Origin of the sequence: Arenimonas sp., from assembly GCF_047602345.1 — a bacterium.
In the GTDB taxonomy this organism is placed as follows: Bacteria; Pseudomonadota; Gammaproteobacteria; order Xanthomonadales; family Xanthomonadaceae; genus Arenimonas.
This window is the reverse complement of record NZ_JASGHN010000001.1, coordinates 63,415-80,850: the sequence shown is the minus strand read 5'-3', so window position 1 is coordinate 80,850 and position 17,436 is coordinate 63,415. Positions and strand designations below refer to the sequence as shown.

Annotated in this window: 15 protein-coding genes and 1 tRNA gene; 10 read left to right on the top strand and 6 right to left on the bottom strand. The window is 65.7% G+C overall.

Going from position 1 to position 17,436, the window contains the following annotated elements:
• Nucleotides 1-31: 31 nt before the first annotated feature.
• The 4 genes from QM707_RS00420 to QM707_RS00405 are packed head-to-tail and all read left to right on the top strand — an operon-like array spanning nt 32 to nt 3,514.
• A complete protein-coding gene (locus tag QM707_RS00420) occupies nt 32-736 on the top strand; it encodes a class I SAM-dependent methyltransferase (protein WP_414999906.1) in 705 nt (234 codons plus the stop codon).
• A complete protein-coding gene (gene rnhA, locus QM707_RS00415; protein ID WP_414999905.1) occupies nt 733-1,182 on the top strand; it encodes a ribonuclease HI in 450 nt (149 codons plus the stop codon). The genes QM707_RS00420 and rnhA overlap by 4 nt, the downstream gene beginning before the upstream one ends.
• On the top strand, nt 1,182-1,916 hold the full coding sequence (gene dnaQ, locus QM707_RS00410) for a DNA polymerase III subunit epsilon (RefSeq protein ID WP_414999904.1): 735 nt from the start codon (nt 1,182-1,184) through the stop codon (nt 1,914-1,916). Before rnhA ends, dnaQ begins: the two co-directional genes overlap by 1 nt.
• Nucleotides 1,917-1,972: 56 nt before the next feature.
• A complete protein-coding gene (locus QM707_RS00405; RefSeq protein ID WP_414999903.1) occupies nt 1,973-3,514 on the top strand; it encodes a serine/threonine-protein kinase in 1,542 nt (513 codons plus the stop codon).
• A 39-nt stretch (nt 3,515-3,553) separates the two neighbouring features.
• Here the strand turns inward: QM707_RS00405 and QM707_RS00400 are convergent, their stop codons facing one another.
• Together QM707_RS00400 and QM707_RS00395 are read right to left on the bottom strand one after the other, a co-directional pair.
• Nucleotides 3,554-4,255 carry a PP2C family protein-serine/threonine phosphatase gene (locus QM707_RS00400; protein WP_414999902.1) on the bottom strand — a complete coding sequence of 234 codons (702 nt, stop codon included), beginning with the start codon at nt 4,253-4,255 and terminating at the stop codon, nt 3,554-3,556.
• Between the two features lie 127 nt (nt 4,256-4,382).
• Nucleotides 4,383-7,715 carry an autotransporter domain-containing protein gene (locus QM707_RS00395; protein ID WP_414999901.1) on the bottom strand — a complete coding sequence of 1,111 codons (3,333 nt, stop codon included), beginning with the start codon at nt 7,713-7,715 and terminating at the stop codon, nt 4,383-4,385.
• Nucleotides 7,716-7,928: 213 nt separating this feature from the next.
• Between QM707_RS00395 and QM707_RS00390 the strand changes: the two genes are divergently transcribed.
• Nucleotides 7,929-9,809, top strand: a complete 1,881-nt coding sequence (locus QM707_RS00390) for a caspase family protein (RefSeq protein ID WP_414999900.1) — start codon at nt 7,929-7,931, stop codon at nt 9,807-9,809.
• A gap of 81 nt (nt 9,810-9,890) precedes the next feature.
• Nucleotides 9,891-9,981, top strand: a tRNA-Ser gene (locus QM707_RS00385).
• A 37-nt stretch (nt 9,982-10,018) separates the two neighbouring features.
• Here QM707_RS00385 and QM707_RS00380 read toward each other — a convergent pair.
• Nucleotides 10,019-10,759, bottom strand: a complete 741-nt coding sequence (locus QM707_RS00380) for a ribonuclease H-like domain-containing protein (protein WP_414999899.1) — start codon at nt 10,757-10,759, stop codon at nt 10,019-10,021.
• Between the two features lie 59 nt (nt 10,760-10,818).
• Complete coding sequence (locus QM707_RS00375) at nt 10,819-13,212, bottom strand: DEAD/DEAH box helicase (protein WP_414999898.1); 2,394 nt, start codon at nt 13,210-13,212, stop codon at nt 10,819-10,821.
• Between the two features lie 217 nt (nt 13,213-13,429).
• Between QM707_RS00375 and QM707_RS00370 the strand changes: the two genes are divergently transcribed.
• On the top strand, nt 13,430-13,861 hold the full coding sequence (locus QM707_RS00370; protein ID WP_414999897.1) for a hypothetical protein: 432 nt from the start codon (nt 13,430-13,432) through the stop codon (nt 13,859-13,861).
• 13 nt (nt 13,862-13,874) lie between these two features.
• Here QM707_RS00370 and QM707_RS00365 read toward each other — a convergent pair whose 3' ends face one another.
• Entirely contained in the window at nt 13,875-14,324 is a 450-nt protein-coding gene (locus QM707_RS00365; RefSeq protein ID WP_414999896.1) for a VOC family protein, read from the bottom strand.
• Between the two features lie 93 nt (nt 14,325-14,417).
• Here QM707_RS00365 and QM707_RS00360 point away from each other — a divergent pair, with 93 nt between their 5' ends.
• The 3 genes from QM707_RS00360 to QM707_RS00350 all read left to right on the top strand — a co-directional run bounded on the left by QM707_RS00360 (nt 14,418) and on the right by QM707_RS00350 (nt 16,372).
• A complete protein-coding gene (locus QM707_RS00360) occupies nt 14,418-14,627 on the top strand; it encodes a hypothetical protein (protein WP_414999895.1) in 210 nt (69 codons plus the stop codon).
• A gap of 105 nt (nt 14,628-14,732) precedes the next feature.
• Nucleotides 14,733-15,935, top strand: coding sequence for an acyltransferase family protein (locus QM707_RS00355; protein ID WP_414999894.1), 1,203 nt, complete (start codon nt 14,733-14,735; stop codon nt 15,933-15,935).
• Between the two features lie 26 nt (nt 15,936-15,961).
• Nucleotides 15,962-16,372, top strand: a complete 411-nt coding sequence (locus QM707_RS00350) for a DUF6165 family protein (protein ID WP_414999893.1) — start codon at nt 15,962-15,964, stop codon at nt 16,370-16,372.
• On the opposite strand, the gene QM707_RS00345 is transcribed toward QM707_RS00350, so the two are convergent.
• Nucleotides 16,369-17,352, bottom strand: coding sequence for a glycosyltransferase family 9 protein (locus tag QM707_RS00345; RefSeq protein ID WP_414999968.1), 984 nt, complete (start codon nt 17,350-17,352; stop codon nt 16,369-16,371). The two genes, QM707_RS00350 and QM707_RS00345, sit on opposite strands and share 4 nt — an antisense overlap.
• Nucleotides 17,353-17,436: the final 84 nt, after the last annotated feature.

Below are 17,436 nucleotides of genomic sequence, written 5' to 3'. Positions count from 1 at the left end.
CTGTCTGGCGGTTTGCCGCAGAATCGCGACCATGCCCGCCGTTCCTGCCCCCCGTCAACCCGAGCATCGCCTCTGCGAATGGTTCAGGAATCGTGTCGGGCGCGGCCTGCTGGCCCGGGCACAGCGCGAGAGCGTGCCCGAACTGACGCGAGTATTCGGAAGTACCGGCCTGTACTTGCGCCCGATTCCCGAGGTGGCGGTGGAGCTGTCGGGCAATATGCTGGCCCGCGTCGTCAGCCTGTACCGGAACGAGGATGGCTTCGCCGGTCAATTGCGCTGCGATGACGCCGAGCTGCCCATCGCCAGCCATAGCGTGTCCCTGGTGTATGCGTTGTTCGTGCTGGAGACATCCCCGCAGCCGACGGCCCTGGTCGAGGAAATCGCCCGTTGTCTCAAGCCCGAGGGCATGGCCCTGGTCCTGAGCCTGAATCCCTGGTCCCTGAGTCGATGGCGTTGGCTGGGCCGAGACGTGCGGCATTTCGGCGGCGCCCGCCTCGATCGCCTGGCCCATGAGGCCGGGCTGGACGTGGTGCGTCGCAAGCCGGTCGGCCCGATCTGGCTCGGCGGCGACGGAGCGAGCGACAACGATGCGCGCGATGGCGGCTGGTTCGGCGGATTGCGTTCGGCTCGTCTCAGCGTCTGGCGACGGCGAGAAAGCCCACTGACGCCGCTGCGCAAACCCGCGTCGGTCGTCAGCCTGCGCCCCGGCGTAACGACGGGAGCCCTGCGCTCTTGAAGCAGGTGGAGATCCACACCGACGGCGCCTGCCTCGGCAACCCTGGCCCCGGCGGCTGGGGCGCGCTGTTGCGTTATGGCAAGACGGAACGGGAGATCTCCGGCGGCGAAGCACATACGACGAACAACCGCATGGAACTGATGGCGGCGATCATGGCGCTGGAAGCGTTGAAGAGTGCCTGCCGAGTGGTGCTGCATACCGATTCGAAATACGTCCAGCAGGGCATCGGCGAATGGCTGCCGAACTGGTTGCGACGGAACTGGAAAACATCGGGAGGCGATCCGGTGAAGAACCAGGACCTGTGGATGCGCCTGCACGCGGCGGCAGCGCGCCATCAGGTGGATTGGCGTTGGGTCAAAGGCCATGCCGGTCATGCCGACAACGAGCGCGTGGATGCATTGGCGCGACAGGCGGCCGAGGCGATGCGCGAAAAGGAGATGGGCTGATGCGGCAGGTGGTTCTCGACACGGAAACGACCGGACTTTCATGGGAACGCGGCAATCGCGTCGTCGAGATCGGTTGCATCGAACTGCTGGAGCGTCGGCCGACCGGTCGGCATTTCCATCGTTACCTCAACCCTGACCGCGAGATGGAGGCGGGCGCCCAGGAAGTGACCGGCCTGACGCGCGAATTCCTGTCGGACAAGCCTCGTTTCCCGCAAGTGGTCGACGAATTCCTCGAATTCATCCGCGGGGCCGAGTTGATCATCCACAACGCCGAGTTCGACGTCGGCTTCCTCGACAACGAACTGTCCCTGGCCGGCCCGCACTACGGGCGCATCCGCGAGCATTCGGGCGTGCTCGATACCTTGCCCCTGGCGCGCGAGCGTTATCCGGGGCAGCGCAACTCCCTCGATGCGCTGTGCAAGCGACTGGGCGTGGACAACGCGCATCGCAAGCTGCACGGCGCCCTGCTCGACGCCGAGCTGCTGGCCGAGGTCTATCTGTCCATGACGGCCGGGCAGGGCGACCTGGGTCTGAGCATGGCGGCGGCGCAGGCGAAAGCGCAGCGCGAAGCGACGCCCACCATCGCGCTGCAGTCCGGCACGCCGGCCAGCCGACGCGTACTCCGAGCCGATGCCGGCGAGCTGGCGGCGCATGCGGCCAGGCTCGAGCAGATCCGCAAGAAGGCCGGCGGCCGCCTGTTGTGGCCGACGGAAGACATCGCGCCCGGCGGATGAGCAGCCCTGGGCCGCATTGTGGATAATCGGACCTGCGCCTTGGCTGCGAGACTTGCGTGAACGCGACCGTCCTCCTCACCGCCGTCGACATCAATATCCCCGGATACCGCATCCTGCGTCCGATCGGTGAAGGCGGCATGGCATCGGTGTTCCTCGCCGTGCAGGAATCGCTCGATCGCGAAGTCGCGCTGAAGGTGATGTCGCCGGCGTTGGCCGCCAACAGCGAGTTCGCCAGCCGGTTCCTGACCGAAGGCAAGATCACCGCCAAGCTGCAGCATCCGAACCTGGTGACGGTGTACGACATCGGCGCGCACGCCGGCGTGTATTACCTCGCCGCGGAATTCATTCCCGGCGGCACGCTAAAGGATCGCGTCGACGAGGGCGGCCTGAGCCTGGCGGAAGTGCTCGACATCATCGCCGACATCGCGCTCGGCCTCGATTTCGCCCACCAGAAGGGCTTCGTGCATCGCGACGTCAAGCCGGGCAACGTGCTGTTCCGCAACGACGGCCGCGTGGTGCTGGCCGACTTCGGCATCGCCAAGGCCATGGACGGAAGCAACAGCTCGACCGTCGCCGGCGCGTCGATTGGCACGCCCGATTACATGAGCCCGGAGCAGGCGCGCGGCGAGTCCGTGGATGGCCGCTCCGATCTGTACAGCCTCGGCACCGTGCTCTACGAACTGCTCGTGGGGAATCCGCCGTACCAGGCCAGCGATCCGTTCACTGTGGCCTTGATGCACGTGACGCATCCTGTCCCGACGCTGCCGGAGGAGTACTCCATCCTGCAGCCGCTGTTGAACGGCATGATGGCCAAGCAGCCGGCCGAGCGTTACAACACCGGCGCGGCCTTGGTCGAGGCCATCCACAAGCTCGTGGCCGAGGCGCCGGAGACGGCGAAGCTGCATCAGTCGAGCGCGCGCAAGGCGGGCAGCGCCCAACGCATCGCCGGCGGTGCCGGCGCCACGCAGCAGCGCACGCGCATCAATGTGAGCAAAGGGCAGGAAGCGCCTTCGCGCAAGGGCCTCTATGCCGTCGCCTCGCTGGCCGCCGTCGCGTTGCTGGCGGTAGCTGCCTGGAAGTTCTGGCCTGCGGCCGATGTCGACACGAATGCGACGAACGCCAACGGCACCAACGGCACGCAGCCTACCGTGACGCTGACGCCGGCCGGCGGCGACGACCAGGGCAGCATCCTGTCGACGACGTTGCCGGTGACGGACGCGGCGGCGGCCATGTCGTCGGAGGACATCGAGACCGCCTTGACCCAGGCTGACAACTACCTCGATTACGGCACGAACAAGGATCCGGGCCGGCAGTTGACCTTCCCCGAGGACGACAGCGCACTCGGCCTGTATCGCAAGGTGCTCGCCGCGCAGCCGGACAACGCGCGCGCGAAGGCGGGCGTTGGCGCGATCGTTTCGTTCTTCCGCAAGATGAGCCATCGCGCCTGCAGTGCGCAGTTGTGGACGCAATGCCAAATCGCGGCGCAGAGCGGACTGGACGTCGATCCCGCCGATGAAACCCTGATCCGACTGCATGCCGCGGCCGAGGCGGGTCAACGCGGCGAGACGCCGGGCATTCCGGCGCTGCCCAAGGACTGAATTCGCGAGGTTCCGCTTCGCCGCATCGGCGAAGCGCGATCAGACGCGGCGCAACAGCACCACGGTGACGTTGTCGGAACCGCCGCCGTCGAGCGCGGCCGAGACGAGATGGTCCACGCATTCCTGCGCCGACAGTTCCGGTTGCGAAAGCAGCGAGCCGATCGTCGCATCGTCCACTTCTTCGGTCAGACCGTCGCTGCACAGCAAGATCTGGAAGCCCGGACGCAGTTCGCCCGAAATGGTTTCCACCTTCAGTGATTCCGGATCGGTGACGCCCAGCGCCTGCGTGACGACATTGCGGTGCGGATGCGTGCGCGCCTGTTCCGGCGTGATCGCGCCTTGATCGATCAGCTCCTGCACATAGCTGTGGTCGGAGGAGAGTTGGCGCAGCTGGCCGTTCCACAGGTAGGCGCGGCTGTCGCCGACCCAGGCCAGTTCGAAGCGGTTGTCGTTGGTGCGCAGCGCGACCATCGTCGTGCCCATCGGCAGGCCTTCGGCACGTCGGCGCGATTGCCGGATGATCTCTTCGTCCGCGCTGCGGATGGAATCGACCAGCGTGCGTCCGGATTTCACCTCGCGCACGACCGTGTCGCGCGCCAAGGCGCTGGCCACCTCACCGAACTCATGGCCGCCCATGCCGTCGGCAACGAGCCACAGACCCAGCTCGGTGTCGCCGTAGTAGGTGTCCTCGTTCAGCTCGCGGCGCAGGCCGACATGGCTGAGGTGGCCGAATTCGATCATGGATGGAACCTGTCTCGCCCTGGCAGGGGGAGGCCCCCGCGACTTGTTCGCATCATTAACCGCCGCCCGGCTCCCCGCAAGGGTGGCCGGGCGGCGCGTCGATGGTCCGTTTCCGGGCTGGTCGCCATCAGAACTCGAGGCGCAGGCCGAGCGCCAGTCGGTTCTGCGTGATCCGGTCCTGGAACGAACGCTCGAACATGAAGAAGCCCGAGCGGCCCTTGGTCAGCACGAAGGACATGCCGAAGCCGAGGCGCAGATAGTCCGTATCCAGGCTATCGCCGGTGACCGTGAAGGGCGTTTCGCTCGGGTCGAACAGGAAGTGCGCCGTGACCTGCGACGGGTCGTCCTTGAACTCGTGCTGCCATTCCAGTTGCACGTGCGGGATCATCACGCCCCAACTGGTGCTGTGCGCATAGGTCAGCTTGCCGCCGAGCACGCCGCTGAAGGAAGTGAGTTCGCGCGCATCCACCACCAGCGCCAGTCCGCTGCCCGGGCCCGCATCGGTTTCCTCGACCATTTCGTCGAACTCGAGGCGGGTATAGAGCAGGCGCAGGTAAGGACCGAAGCCCCAGCCGTTCTTGTTGAAGTCGCGGCCGACGGTGGCGGCGAAGGTCAAGCTGTCGCCATCGGATTCGCTGCGCGCGTGCTGGTCGATGACCGTGATCGTGCCGCCCGGCCCGGTCAGGGTGTAGTTGATCCAGCGTTCGGCCTCGTAGGTATTGCGGCCCCAGCTCAACACGGCATCGGTGTACCAGCTGTCGGCCTTGTACCAGGTGCCGAACAACGACACGCTGTAGCCGTGCGTATCCAGCTCGCCCTCGCGGCCGAGCAGGTCGTCGGTCTGCTTCGTGTAGCCGATCGTGCCGCCGAAGATGATGCTGTCGGACTTGCGGTAGTCGAAGCCGATCGTCAGGCCGGTGATGTCGGAGTCGTAACCCGGCGTCACGTCGCCCGGCTTGGTGTCGACGCGGCCGATGGAGCCGGCCGCGAAGAAGCCCCAACGCGTGAACCCGGCGGCGGACGCCGAATCCGGGTTGTCGCCCTCAGCCAGCCCTTGCAGGAGTGAACCGATCGGCAGGCTGCCGCTGGTGTTGGTGAACGCCAGGCCGCCGAAGCTCGTGCGCTGCGTACCGCTACGCAGGGCAGCGATACGCACCTTGATGTTGTCGAACTGCGCGCGCGCCGCGATCAGACCGGCTTCCGATTGCACCAGGGCGATATCGGCATACAGCTCGTTCAGTGCGTCGAGCACGCCCTGCGGATCGCTGCCGGAGGCGGTGATCAGTTCCTGGCATTGCTGCCACAGGTCGTACTGGCCATCGCTGGGATCGACGGTCGCCGTCGCTGCGGCGAAACCGTCGGTCGAGGGCGGTCCACCCGAGCCGCCACCGCCACCACCGCCGCCGTACTCGGCGCCGAGTTCGGGACAGAAGCTGTCGATGGCTTCGGCGATGGCGCGCTGGGTCGGCGACATGCCGGGCAGGTCCGCCAGTTTCAGCGTGCTGGCGTTGAACAGCACGTACACCGACGAATCGTCGCTGCGCGCCGCTTTCACCGTCACGGAACCGGACGAGCCTAGCGTCAAGGTGCTGTCCGCGTGGCCGCTTCCGTCCGTGGTGGTGGAGGTGTCGGACAGGCTGCCGCCACCGGTGACGATGGACCAGGTCACGCCGGTTCCCGGCGCAGCCACGTTGTTGTTGCGCGCCTCGACCACGAAGGGGCTGGCCAGCGTCGCGTTCGGCGAGCCTTCCTGGCCGTTGCCGCTGACGATGACGAGCTGTCGGGTCAGCGTGGCGGTCAGGTTGAAGTCGACGTATTGGCCGGTGTCGTCGGCGCGGGTGGCGCGCACGACGATCGGACCGGCGGTCGCGCCCAGCGTCACCTGCGTATTGCTCAGGCCAGCCGCGTTCGTCGTGGTGCTGGGCGCCGGGAAGGACGCCGAGCCGGACACCACGCTCCAGTCGATCTGAACGCCCGAGGCGCCGGTCGCGTTGTCGATGGCACGCACGAACAAGGGCTGCGGCAGGTTCTGGCCGGTCGGAGCGCTCTGATTGTTGCCGGAGACGATGACCAGGTCGCGCGTCAGCGTGGAGTTCAGGTTGAACTCGACGAACTTGCTCGTGTCGTCGTTGCGCGTCGCACGCACCACCACCGGGCCCGGCGTGGCGCCCATGGTGACGGCGACGGTCGCGTTGCCGGCGCCATCGGTGACTGCGCCGGTCGGCGAGAGGCTGGCCGAGCCGGACATGATGGCCCAGGTGATGCCGACGCCCGGCGTCGGAATGCCGTTGTTCTGGGCCTGCGCGACGAGCGGATCGTCCAGCGGTTGGTTGGTCGCACCGGTCTGTCCGTCGCCGCTGACGATGACGATCGTGCGGTTGATCACGGTGACAGTGAAGGTGACCATCGACGGAGCGAAGCAGCTGAAGCAGTTCGTGCTGGCCTGTACCTGATATTCGCCAGGCACGCTGGCGCTGAAATCGGCCGTGGCGATGCCGCCGCTGGTCTGCGAACTGTTGTCGATGCTGCCGTCGCCGCCCGGCGGGCTGCTGCTGATGTTCCAGAACACGTAGCTGCCGTCGGGCGCCAGCAGGCTGGGACTGCGATAGGTCACGCTCAAGGGCAGCGGCGTCGACGGCAACGTTTCGAGCGACAGGTCGTTCGCGCTCAGGCTGGTCGCTTCGACCGTCACCGAATAATCGATGTCCGGCGGCGGACAGGTCGTCGACGTCGCGGTGATGATGATGCAGTTCACTTCCGCGCGCAGCGCATAGGTACCCGGCGTGCTGCTGAAGAAGTTGTAGCTGACCTCGCCGTTGACGTCCGGCGTATCGGTGGCGAGCAGGATCGGCGTGCCGGTAACGTTGTAGAAGCTCACCGTCTCGGTCGCGGGGTTGTTGTTGTAAAGCGACTTCGCTCCGATCGTGACCTGCTGCAGGTCGGTCGTGACGACGGTCGTCGGCGTCGTGGCATGGAAATCGTAGAGATCGCTGCTTTCGTCGAAATAGGTCAGGAAGGTCGAGCCGCCGAAGCAGCCAACCAGGCAGTCGGCCTGAATGGCCAGATCGCCGCCCGGCAAGGTGCCCGTCGTCGACGTGAAGCTGAAGCTGGAACCGCCGGGTCCTGACCAGTTGAAGGTGGTCACGGGGCCGCCGCCGTTGTTCAGCGTGCCGCCGCCCGTCGTGTCGCCGGTGATGCTGACCGTGCCCGAGATCGTACCGGCGCAACTGGTACCGCTATCGTCGACGATGGTGAAGCTGTGATTGTAGGTGGCGCCCGGCGCCCCCTGCTGGAACTGGGTGCTGGTGTGCTGCAGGTAGCAACCGAAGGATGCCTGAGCACTGCCGGACCATGCGCCGAGCAGGAGCAGGACGCACAGGGCGGACGCCCGTGCGGCCAGGGAACGCCCGTGGCCGAAAATCGCTGCGGCCTTCGTTATGACGGCGGACTGGAAGCTCATCGCTTTTCCCCTGGATTCCGGTTATATATTCCTCACCGAGTATAGCGGCATGCGCGCCGCTGCAAACGGTTCAGCGCATGCCGTGACACTCCCTTGGAGCTGCGCCCAATGTCATCGTCCAACCGCTGTCCTGTAACGTCCCGATTCAGCGTTCTAGCCTCCGCTCTCGTGGTGGTGCTTGCCGGTATCCCGGCAGAGGCGCCACGCGCCGCCGTGAAGAACGCCGAGGACCTGCTCATCGTCGACTGCCTGTTGCCCGGACAGGTCCGTTCGCTCGGCCGCCAGGCGACGTACCTCACCGCACGGCGTCCGATTCGCACGACCCAGGCCGATTGCCAGATCCGCGGTGGCGAATACGTCTCCGAGGATCGTGCGAATTACCAGACCGCGTTGAAGGTCTGGATGGACCAGGCGATGGCCGGTAGCGCCGAAGCGCAGAACAACGTGGGCGAGATCTATTCGAAAGGTCTCGGCACGGCGCCGGATTACGGCATGGCTTTCCAGTGGTTCAAGAAAGCCGCCGACCAGGGCTACAACCGCGCCAAGATCAATCTCGGCTTCCTGTACGAGGAAGGCCTGGGCGTGCAACAGGACCAGGCCATGGCCTTGAACCTGTACCGCGAGGGTTCCGGCATCCAGGACGAATTGCTGTACGCGTCCGAAGTCGAGATCCAGCTCAAGGCCAAGGACGACACGATCGGCACGCTGCAGGGCCAGGTGCAGGACGAGCGCGAGCGTTCGCAGGAACTGCAGCAGCAGGTGAAGCAGTTGCAGCAGCAGCTCGCCGAGAAGCGCAGCGCTTTGCAGGCTTCGCAACGCCAGTTGCAGGAAACCGAAGGCAAGCTCGCCCAGGCCAAGCAGGGCCAGGATCGCGAACTCGTGCGCCTGCTCGAGAACCAGGTGTTGGCGCAGCAACAGCAGATCACCGGCCAGCGCGACCAGATCGTCGCGCTCGAACAGCGCACGGGCAGCAGCAGCGGCGCGTTGATGGCCAGCGCACCGGTCAAGCTCGACATCCTCAGCCCGACCTTCGTCGCCGTGCGCGGCCGCAACACCGCCGTCGTGCGCGGTTCCGGCAAGCACCGCCTCGTCGGTCGCGTCAGCCAGCCGAAGGCGATCAAGCAGGTCACCGTCAACGGCAAGCCGGTCGACATCGCCGCGAACGGCAGCTTCAATGCGGACATCGACGTCGCAGCCGCGGGTTCGCCGGTCAAGGTCGTCGCGGTGGACAACCGCGGCGCCAGCGCGCAGCTCGATTTCAGCGTGATCCCGCAGGCCGGCGGCGCCACGACGTCGACGACGGCGGCCACGCCCAGCGGTACGCTGCCGGGTGACGTGAAGCTTGGCCGTTATTACGCGGTGGTGATCGGCAACAACACCTACCGCAACGCCGGATACGAGGGGCTGAAGACCGCCGCCACCGACGCGACGGCCGTGTCCAATGTCCTGCGCTCGCGCTATGGTTTCCAGACCACTTTGCTGTTGAATGCGTCGAAGCTGGAAATCCTGACCGCGCTCAACGAAATGCGCGAGAAGGTCGGTCCGCAGGACAATCTGCTGATCTATTACGCGGGTCATGGCGAAATCGACGCCGCCGGCAAGCAGGGCTACTGGGTGCCGAGCGACGGCGCGCCGGGAAACAGCAAGAGCTGGATCTCGAACTCGGCCGTCAGCGACATCCTCAATGCCGCCCAGGCCAAGCATGTCCTCGTCGTCGCCGACTCCTGCTACTCCGGCACGATGACCCGCGCTTCGGCGCCGAGCTTCGACGCCAATTCGATGCCGGCCGACAAGTGGACGCCGTGGGTGAAGGCCATGAACAACGGTCGCTCGCGCCTGGCGATGACTTCGGGCGGCGTGATGCCGGTCCCGGACGCCGGCGCCGGCAACCACAGCTTCTTCGCCAAGGCCTTCCTGAACGTCCTGCAGGACAACAACAAGCTGGTCGAAGCGCAGCGCGTGTTCCGCGAGGTGTCCACCTCGGTCGCCCTGAACGCGACCAACTCGCCCCTGGCCCAGGTGCCGCAGTACGCCCCGATCCGCTTCGCCGGCCACGAGAGCGGCGGCTTCTTCTTCCAGCCCGCCAAGGGCTGAGGAGACAGGGCTGGTCCCGGACGGCTGGGGCCGCGTATAATGCGCGGCTCAGCCGTGCGGTCCCGACCGCACCACGCTTCCGGAGAGGTGGCAGAGCGGTTGAATGTACCTGACTCGAAATCAGGCGTACGTTAATAGCGTACCGAGGGTTCGAATCCCTCCCTCTCCGCCAGAAAAAAGAAAACGCCCCTCGGGGGCGTTTTTCTTTTTCACCGCATCCGATCCAGGGCGAAGCAGATACCGGCAAGACTCCTGAGGTCCTGCGCATTGTGCGTGGCGACACGACGCAGGTTCGCGGCCGAACCGCCTCTCAGATAGCTGGTCCACGCACGCGGCGCTTCCGAGCCCGGCAGATCGTCCTCGCGCAATACGCCGAGCAGTTGCCGCTCGACCGTGCCGAGACGGCAGTTCTCCCAGGCCCCGCGCCAGCGACGGCGCACCGGATGCAACAGGTCGATATGGGCGCGATCGCGTAGCGGATCGGGAAGCCGCGCGAGGCGATAGCGCGTCGACAGCAACGGTCTGTCGTAGCTCTTGCCGTTGTAGCTGACGAGCGCAGTCTGCGGGCCGATCCAGTCGGCGAATGTCTGCAGCATCGATGTTTCGGCGGCCATGGTCGTGGTCAACAGTTGCCGCAACCTCAGCCGGTCGTCCTGTACGTCCAGCGCACCGATCATGAACGCACGCGTCCCCGTGCCGCCGGCCAGGCCGGTGGTTTCTGTATCGAAGAACAGCAGGTCGCTGGTCCGGAATCGACCCATTCGGGCGAAATCGGCGTCGATCTCGTCGGGGAGTTCGGGCGCTTCATGGAACTGTTCCAGGAAACGCAGGCCAGGCGAGATCTGATCGCCTGTCAGCCAACGATCGGGCGCGACTCGAGCGGGTGCCTTGGCTCGTGCACGGATGCCCAGCAGCCGGCGCAGCTCATCCGGAACAGGGCTGGGCGCCATCACTGGCGTTGCGCTTCCCGCGTCCTGCCTGAGAAGCCTGAGCCGATCGATCGCGGCGCTCATGCGTCGGCCAGCATGCGCAGAACTTCCAGCGCCAGTTGGCGCGGCGAACGCGTCGCGCTTTCATCCGAGGACAATACCGGGCCGACGCAGGCGGGACAGCCGACACGGCAGTCGCATCCAGCCACCAGGTCCAGCGCTTTGATCGCGAGTTCGGCGCGGCGTTCGAACAGCGGCTCGGATAATCCGATACCGCCCGGATAAGCATCGTAGAGATAGATCGTGGGGACGAAGCGATCCGTCTCACGGGGTTCCATGCCGCCGCCTTCGGCGCGTCGCAATTGCGCGCGGCCGGACGCATCGGACGACACGAACCAGGCGCCATCGCCGCTGCCGACGGCCTTCTGCAGATCGCGCGATTCCGCCATGACGGTCAGCGTGGCGACCAGGTGCAGGGCATGACCTGCTCCGAGGAATCCGTGCAGCGCGTCCTGGCGCGAGGCGAATCGCGCCTCCAGCGCGGCCTGCGGAAGTTGCCACCACACCGCGGTCGTATGCAGTTCCTGGTCAGGCAGGTTCACCGGTCCGTAGCCGATGTTCTCGTGCGTGTAGTAGCGGATCTTCTTGTAGCCCGATACGCGCCGGACCACGTGCACCTCGCCGTGATGCGTGCTGCCTTCGTTCGCCGGCGTGCTTGCGAATTCGGCCAGCACCTTGAGTCTGGCGTAGTCGATCGCGTCGGTGTAGTAGTCCGCATTCGTGCGCGTGACGAATGCCTTGCGTCCGGCCCAGTCGAGCCTTTCGACCTGGTAGGGCACCGACTGCACCATGTGGATCGCCCCCTCGTACAGGGTCAGGGCCGCGGCGCTGTAGTCCACTTCGGCCAGGATGGTCTGGCGTCCTTCGCCGCGATCGACGACGAGGAAATTGCCGTCGGCCACCGAGCGCAGTCCGACCGCATTGGCCGGATAGCTGTCGGCGATCCATTCCCAACGCTCCGCCTCGCGGTGCACGACATCGGTCTCGCCCAGCAGTTCGAGGTAAGGCGCCGCATCGACCTGGCCGAAAGTCTCTCCACGCAGGAACGGCAGTTCGAACGCCGCGCAGCGGATGTGGTCGAGCAGGATCAGAGGCTGGTCTGCGTGCAAGCGTGCATGTTCCGGCGGTGAACCGCTGAAAAACTCCGGATTGCGTACGAGGTACTGGTCCAGTGGGTCGCTGCTCGCCACCATCACGCCCAGCGAGGCCTGCTGTCGTCGACCGGCGCGTCCCAGGCGCTGCCATGTGGCGGCGATCGATCCCGGATAGCCGTTGCAGACCACGATATCGAGGCTGCCGATATCCACGCCGAGTTCCAACGCCGAAGTGCTGACGATGCCATCGATCGTTCCGGCCCGCATGTCCTTTTCGGCAGCACGCCGTTCGTTCGGCAGGTAGCCGCCGCGGTAGGCGCGGATGCGCGCCGGCTTGCGCGGGTCGTGGTCGAACACGTCCTTCAGGTATTTCGTCAGGACCTCCACCATCGTTCGCGACTGCGCGAAGACCAGTGTCTTCTGCCCGGACTTGATCGCCTGTCGTGCGATGCGGTTGGACTGCGAGCGCGCCGAGGCGCGCAGGCCGAGATCCGGATTCACGACCGGCGGATTCCACAGCAGCACCGTTTTCGCTCCGCGCGGAGCGCCGTTTTCGCTGATGGCCGTGACCGGTGCGCCGATCAGGGCCTCGGCGTGCTCCTTCGGGTTGCCGATCGTGGCCGAGCACAGGATGAACTGCGGTGCGACCCCGTAGAAGGCGCAGATGCGCTTGAGCCGGCGAATCACATTGGCCACATGCGAGCCGAACACGCCGCGATAGGTGTGAACTTCGTCGATGACGATGTAGCGCAGATTCTCGAAGAACTGCGCCCATTTCGTGTGATGCGGAAGGATGGCCTGGTGCAGCATGTCCGGGTTGCTGACGACGATGTCGCCATGCAGGCGGATCGCCTGCCGCGCGTCGCCGGGCGTATCGCCGTCGAAGGTGCAGGCGCGCAGGCCGAGCGCGCCCGCCTTGTTCAGCTCGAGCAGCTCGGCGACCTGATCCTGCGCCAGCGCCTTGGTTGGAAACAGGTACAACGCCTTGCTGCGTTCGCGCATCGCTGCCGTCACCACGGGCAGCGTGTAGCAGAGCGTCTTGCCAGAGGCCGTTGGCGTTACGACGACAAAATGTTCGCCCCGTTGCGCCGCTTCCCAACTTTGCGCCTGGTGACTGTAGAGACTGCGGATCCCGCGTTCTCGCAGGGCGATCGCCAAGGCTGTCGGCACTGCCGCTGGCAGCGGCGCGTGAATGGCCGGGCAAGCAGGTATGTCGATGCGGCCGGTGATTCGGTCCGCGTACTTTCGCGCGAGCCGCGTCACCAGCGGATTGTCGGCGGAAAGTTCGTGTTCGGAGGCAAGCGAGGGCAGGGCGTTCATGCAGCCGGTGTTCCGGTAAAGGCAGCCCAGCAAGCCGTGGGCCCGTCTCAGCGCATGAGAATCGTCGCATCGCGCCCCAACGCGAACGATTTTCGTTGCCGGGGTCGGAGCGTGCATGACCATGGTCATGCTCAGCGGCGAGGATCGATTGCGCTGTCCTGTTCGCGCGTCATTGCGCGTTCTTTCTTGCCAAGGGAAAGGGAGCACAGAGGAAACCATGTCGATGGCATTGAACCAGGCGATCGCCGACAGGTTGGCGGGAGAAAAGGCCGATTTCGACCTTCGCCTCGTCGCCTTCGCGGCGGACATGGGAAGCCATGAATCCTCGTGGCGCAACCCGCGCAACTTCGATCGCATCGTGGACCTGTGCCTGGGCAAGATGGACAGCGTGTTCGCCATCGCCGCCGACGAGTTCGAGGACTGGCGCCGGACGGCGCTGAACGATTCCCAGGCCTACCGGCTCGGATGCGATTTCATCAACGCCGTCGAAACGCAACTTTGGGACATCGAGCGCGCGGCGGCGGATTTCTGCCTGAACGAAAAGGGCGTGCGCGACGCGCGCATCAGCCGCAAGCATGCCAGCCTGATGTCGGCCGCGGTCGCGGCGGCCGATGGCTCTCGCTGCGATCAGCTCGCGCTGGCCGGTTGACCGCCGAAGAACCTCACGTGGGATCGCGTTCGCGCAGCTGAAAGACGTTGCCTTCGGGATCGATCGCGTTGCGGGCCCGGAATCCCCGGCCCGGCCATTGTTCCGGAAGCACCTCGCCGCCAAGGCGCGCGGCCACTTCCCGCGCGGCTTCGATGCTGGCAACGGTGAAGAAGAACTTCAGCGCGGTGTTTTCGCGACGTTGCGGCGGCGACGAGATCGACACGCTCGATGCGTATTGCGGCGGCATCGCGTGCAGCACGAGTTGCATTCCCGGCGATTGCAACACCACCAGCTCGGCACTGACATGCAGGCGTTGCATCCCCAGCAATGTCTCGTAGAAGTCCGCGAGGCGGAACACGTCCTTGGCGTAGATGAAAAGACCGGCGTGTGCGGGGCCCGACATGGGATTTCCTGCGGTTGGCGATGCGGCGAATTGTCCTTCATTCCGCCCGTCGCTGAACATTCTTCCGTGCAATGCCCCCGATGGGCGAACGCCGAAGCCAATGTTTGCGGCGCGGTGCCGCACTGGCGACCATGGCACGCGGTTTGCGTCGCAATGGTGCCGGGCATTCCGTCCGGCGAAGCCGAGGAGAACGCAATGGGCACGCAACCGAACCACCCTGGCGACAAGGCCGACATCCGCCCTGCCGGCAATCCGGGTTACAACCCGTCACAGCCGAACCCGGGCGACGCCGACGATCGGATCCGCAAACCGGACCGCCAGGAACCGGAGGTCGCGGACGACGAAGAAGAAGAGGAAGAGTAATCCGTCGTTTCGCTTCGACAGGAAGGGCCGCATTGGCGGCCCTTCTTCTTTCGCCGGTATCGCATCGGACTCGCCAAGCCCGGGGTCCGACGCCATACTCCCGGCATGACCCGACGCAAGAACGCATCGCGCAAGCCCCTTCGCCCGATCGAGGCGGCGCTGCCGCCGCTTGAGGAGCGGAAGGATCGCTGGCCGGCGCTTACCGGCTTGCGCGGGTTGGCGGCGCTGGCGGTGCTTTTCTTCCATGCCTACACGCTTGCCGGCACGCCTGCGAACTTGCCGCAGCCATTCGCCTGGGTGACCCGGATGGGTTGGAGCGGCGTCGACGTGTTTTTCACGCTATCGGCTTTCCTGCTGACCGTGCCTTTGCTGGAGGCGCGTCGCGAGACCGCGCCTGCGGGGGCAGACTTGCGTTCCTATGCGATGCGCAGGGTGCTGCGCATCGTGCCCGCCTATTACTTCCAGATGTTTTGCCTGCTGGCCCTGGCCTGGTTCGGAATACGCAACGAAGCCGCCTGGACGTCGCCGGGGCTTGGCGAACTGTTCGCCCATTCTGTTTTCTGGCTCAATGCCTGGCCGTTCGTCGCGCCGCATATCTCCCCCTGGTGGACGCTTCCGGTCGAGATGGGTTTCTATCTGCTGCTGCCCTGGCTCGCGACCTTGCTGCGACCGGGGCGCCTGCGCTGGATCGTCTTGTTGATGCTGGCCAGCCTCGCCTATCGCTTTGCGCTGATGCATGCGGGATTGTCGCGACAGCATGAAGTGATGTGGGTCGAGCATCTGCCTGGTCGATTGCACCAGTTCCTGCTTGGCATGCTCGCTGCCTATGTGTTGGTGCATCGGCGCGAAATCATCGCGCGTTGGTCGGCAGCGCGCGCCGATGCGCTCGCCGCGATGTCGATGCTGCTGTTCCTCGCGCTCCCCGCCCTGGGCTATTTCGCCGATGGTCGTGCTTTCGCCGGCGCGCCGGTCGCCAGCCCATTGCTGTTGTGCTGGCATCTTTTCGCCGGCCTGCTGGTCGCGCTGCTGATCCTGGCCTTGACGGCGGGAGCGACCTGGACCGGAAAGGCATTGGCTTCGGCGCCTATGCAGTTCTTCGGCTGGATCAGCTACAGCCTGTACCTGTGGCATTACCCGGTGCTGCTGGCCGTGCGCGAAGCGCAAGGCGGTTTCGTGGCGGTGAAGGCCGATTTCTTTCCTTTCCTGTTCCTCGGGCTCCTGTTCTCAGTAGCGGCCGCCGGCGCATCCTGGTGGATGATCGAACGGCCTACCCAGCGCTGGGCACGAAGGGCTACCATGCGCACCTGATCCGGTGCCCAGTTGCAGGCCATTCCATGTCCGAAATCCTCGTCCCTGTCTCCTTCGGCGAACTGCTCGACAAGATCGCCATCCTCGACATCAAGTCCGAGCGCATGAGCGATCCGGTCAAGCTGGAGAACGTGCGCAAGGAACGCGACGCCCTGCGCGCGACCTGGTCGGCGCATGCGGCCTCGGCCACCGACATCAGCGACCTGCGCGCCGCCCTGAAAGCGGTCAACGAACGACTCTGGGTGATCGAGGACGACATCCGCATCAAGGAGAAGGCACAGGCCTTCGACCAGGAATTCATCCGGCTCGCGCGCGCCGTCTATTTCGAGAACGACGAACGCGCTCGCATCAAGAAGGACATCAATCTTGCGTTGGGCTCGGCCTACGTAGAGGAAAAGTCCTATCAGGACTACCGCAGCGGCGCGCCGGCGCCCTAGTCCGAAGGCGGCAACTGCGCGCGGAACGCATCGAAGCGTTCGATCACCTCTTCGACGCCGATCAGGTCCATCACGCCCGGGAACTCGACCCGCTTGCCCCAGGGCAATTCGCTGGCGGGCTTGCCCATGAACTTGCGCGAGGCCTCGTCGTAGTGGTTCATCGACCAGCGCAGGTCGGAGTAGGGGCCGCAGCGTTCGCGATCCGTGCAGGCGAACAGGCCGAGCACTTTCGTCCCCATCGCGTTGGCCATGTGGGCGGGTCCGGAATCGGGCGACAGCACCAACGTCGCGCGTTCGAGCAAGGCCAGCAGCTGTTTCAGCGTGTCCTTCCCGATCAGGTCGATGACGGGCGATTTCGTCGCCGCAAGGATCGCGTCGCCGGTGTCGCGTTCGAGTTGGCTGCGTCCGCCGCAGAGCGCGATGCGCCAGCCCTGCGCAGCCGCGTGATCGGCGACCGCCGCGTAGCGCGCGGGCGCCCAGTTGCGCAGCGCATGGCTGGAACAGGGCGAAACCAGCAGCGTGGGTTGTTCGCCGGGCAGTTGTTCGTCCGCCCAGGTCCGCGCGTCCTGAGGCACCGGCAGGTTCCACTCCACGCGGTCCTGCATCAGGCCCAGCGGTTCGCAGAACTTGCCGAAGGCATCGAGCACGTGGTGGCCACCCGGCGCGATGCGCTCGTTGATGAACAGTCCATGGCCTTCCTTGCTGCGGGCGCGGTCGTAGCCGATGCGACGCTCGGCCGGAATCAGTGCCGACAGCAGGTTCGCGCGCAGGGCGAGCTGCATCTGCAGCAGCACGTCGAAGCGCCGACCGGCAAGCCGGCGACGCAGATCGCGCAGGCCGGCCCAGCCGGACTTCTTGTCGAAGACGATGAATTCGACGCCTTCCAATCCCTCCAGCAGCTTGGCCTCGCCCTTGCCGATGATCCAGGTGATCGGCAGCGACGGCCAGGCGCGTTGCAAGGTGCGCACCAGCGGCACCATGTGGGTGGCGTCGCCGAGCGCCGACAGGCGCAGGATGCACAGGGAACGCGGCGCGGCAGGTGGATTCACTTGCTAGACTTCGCT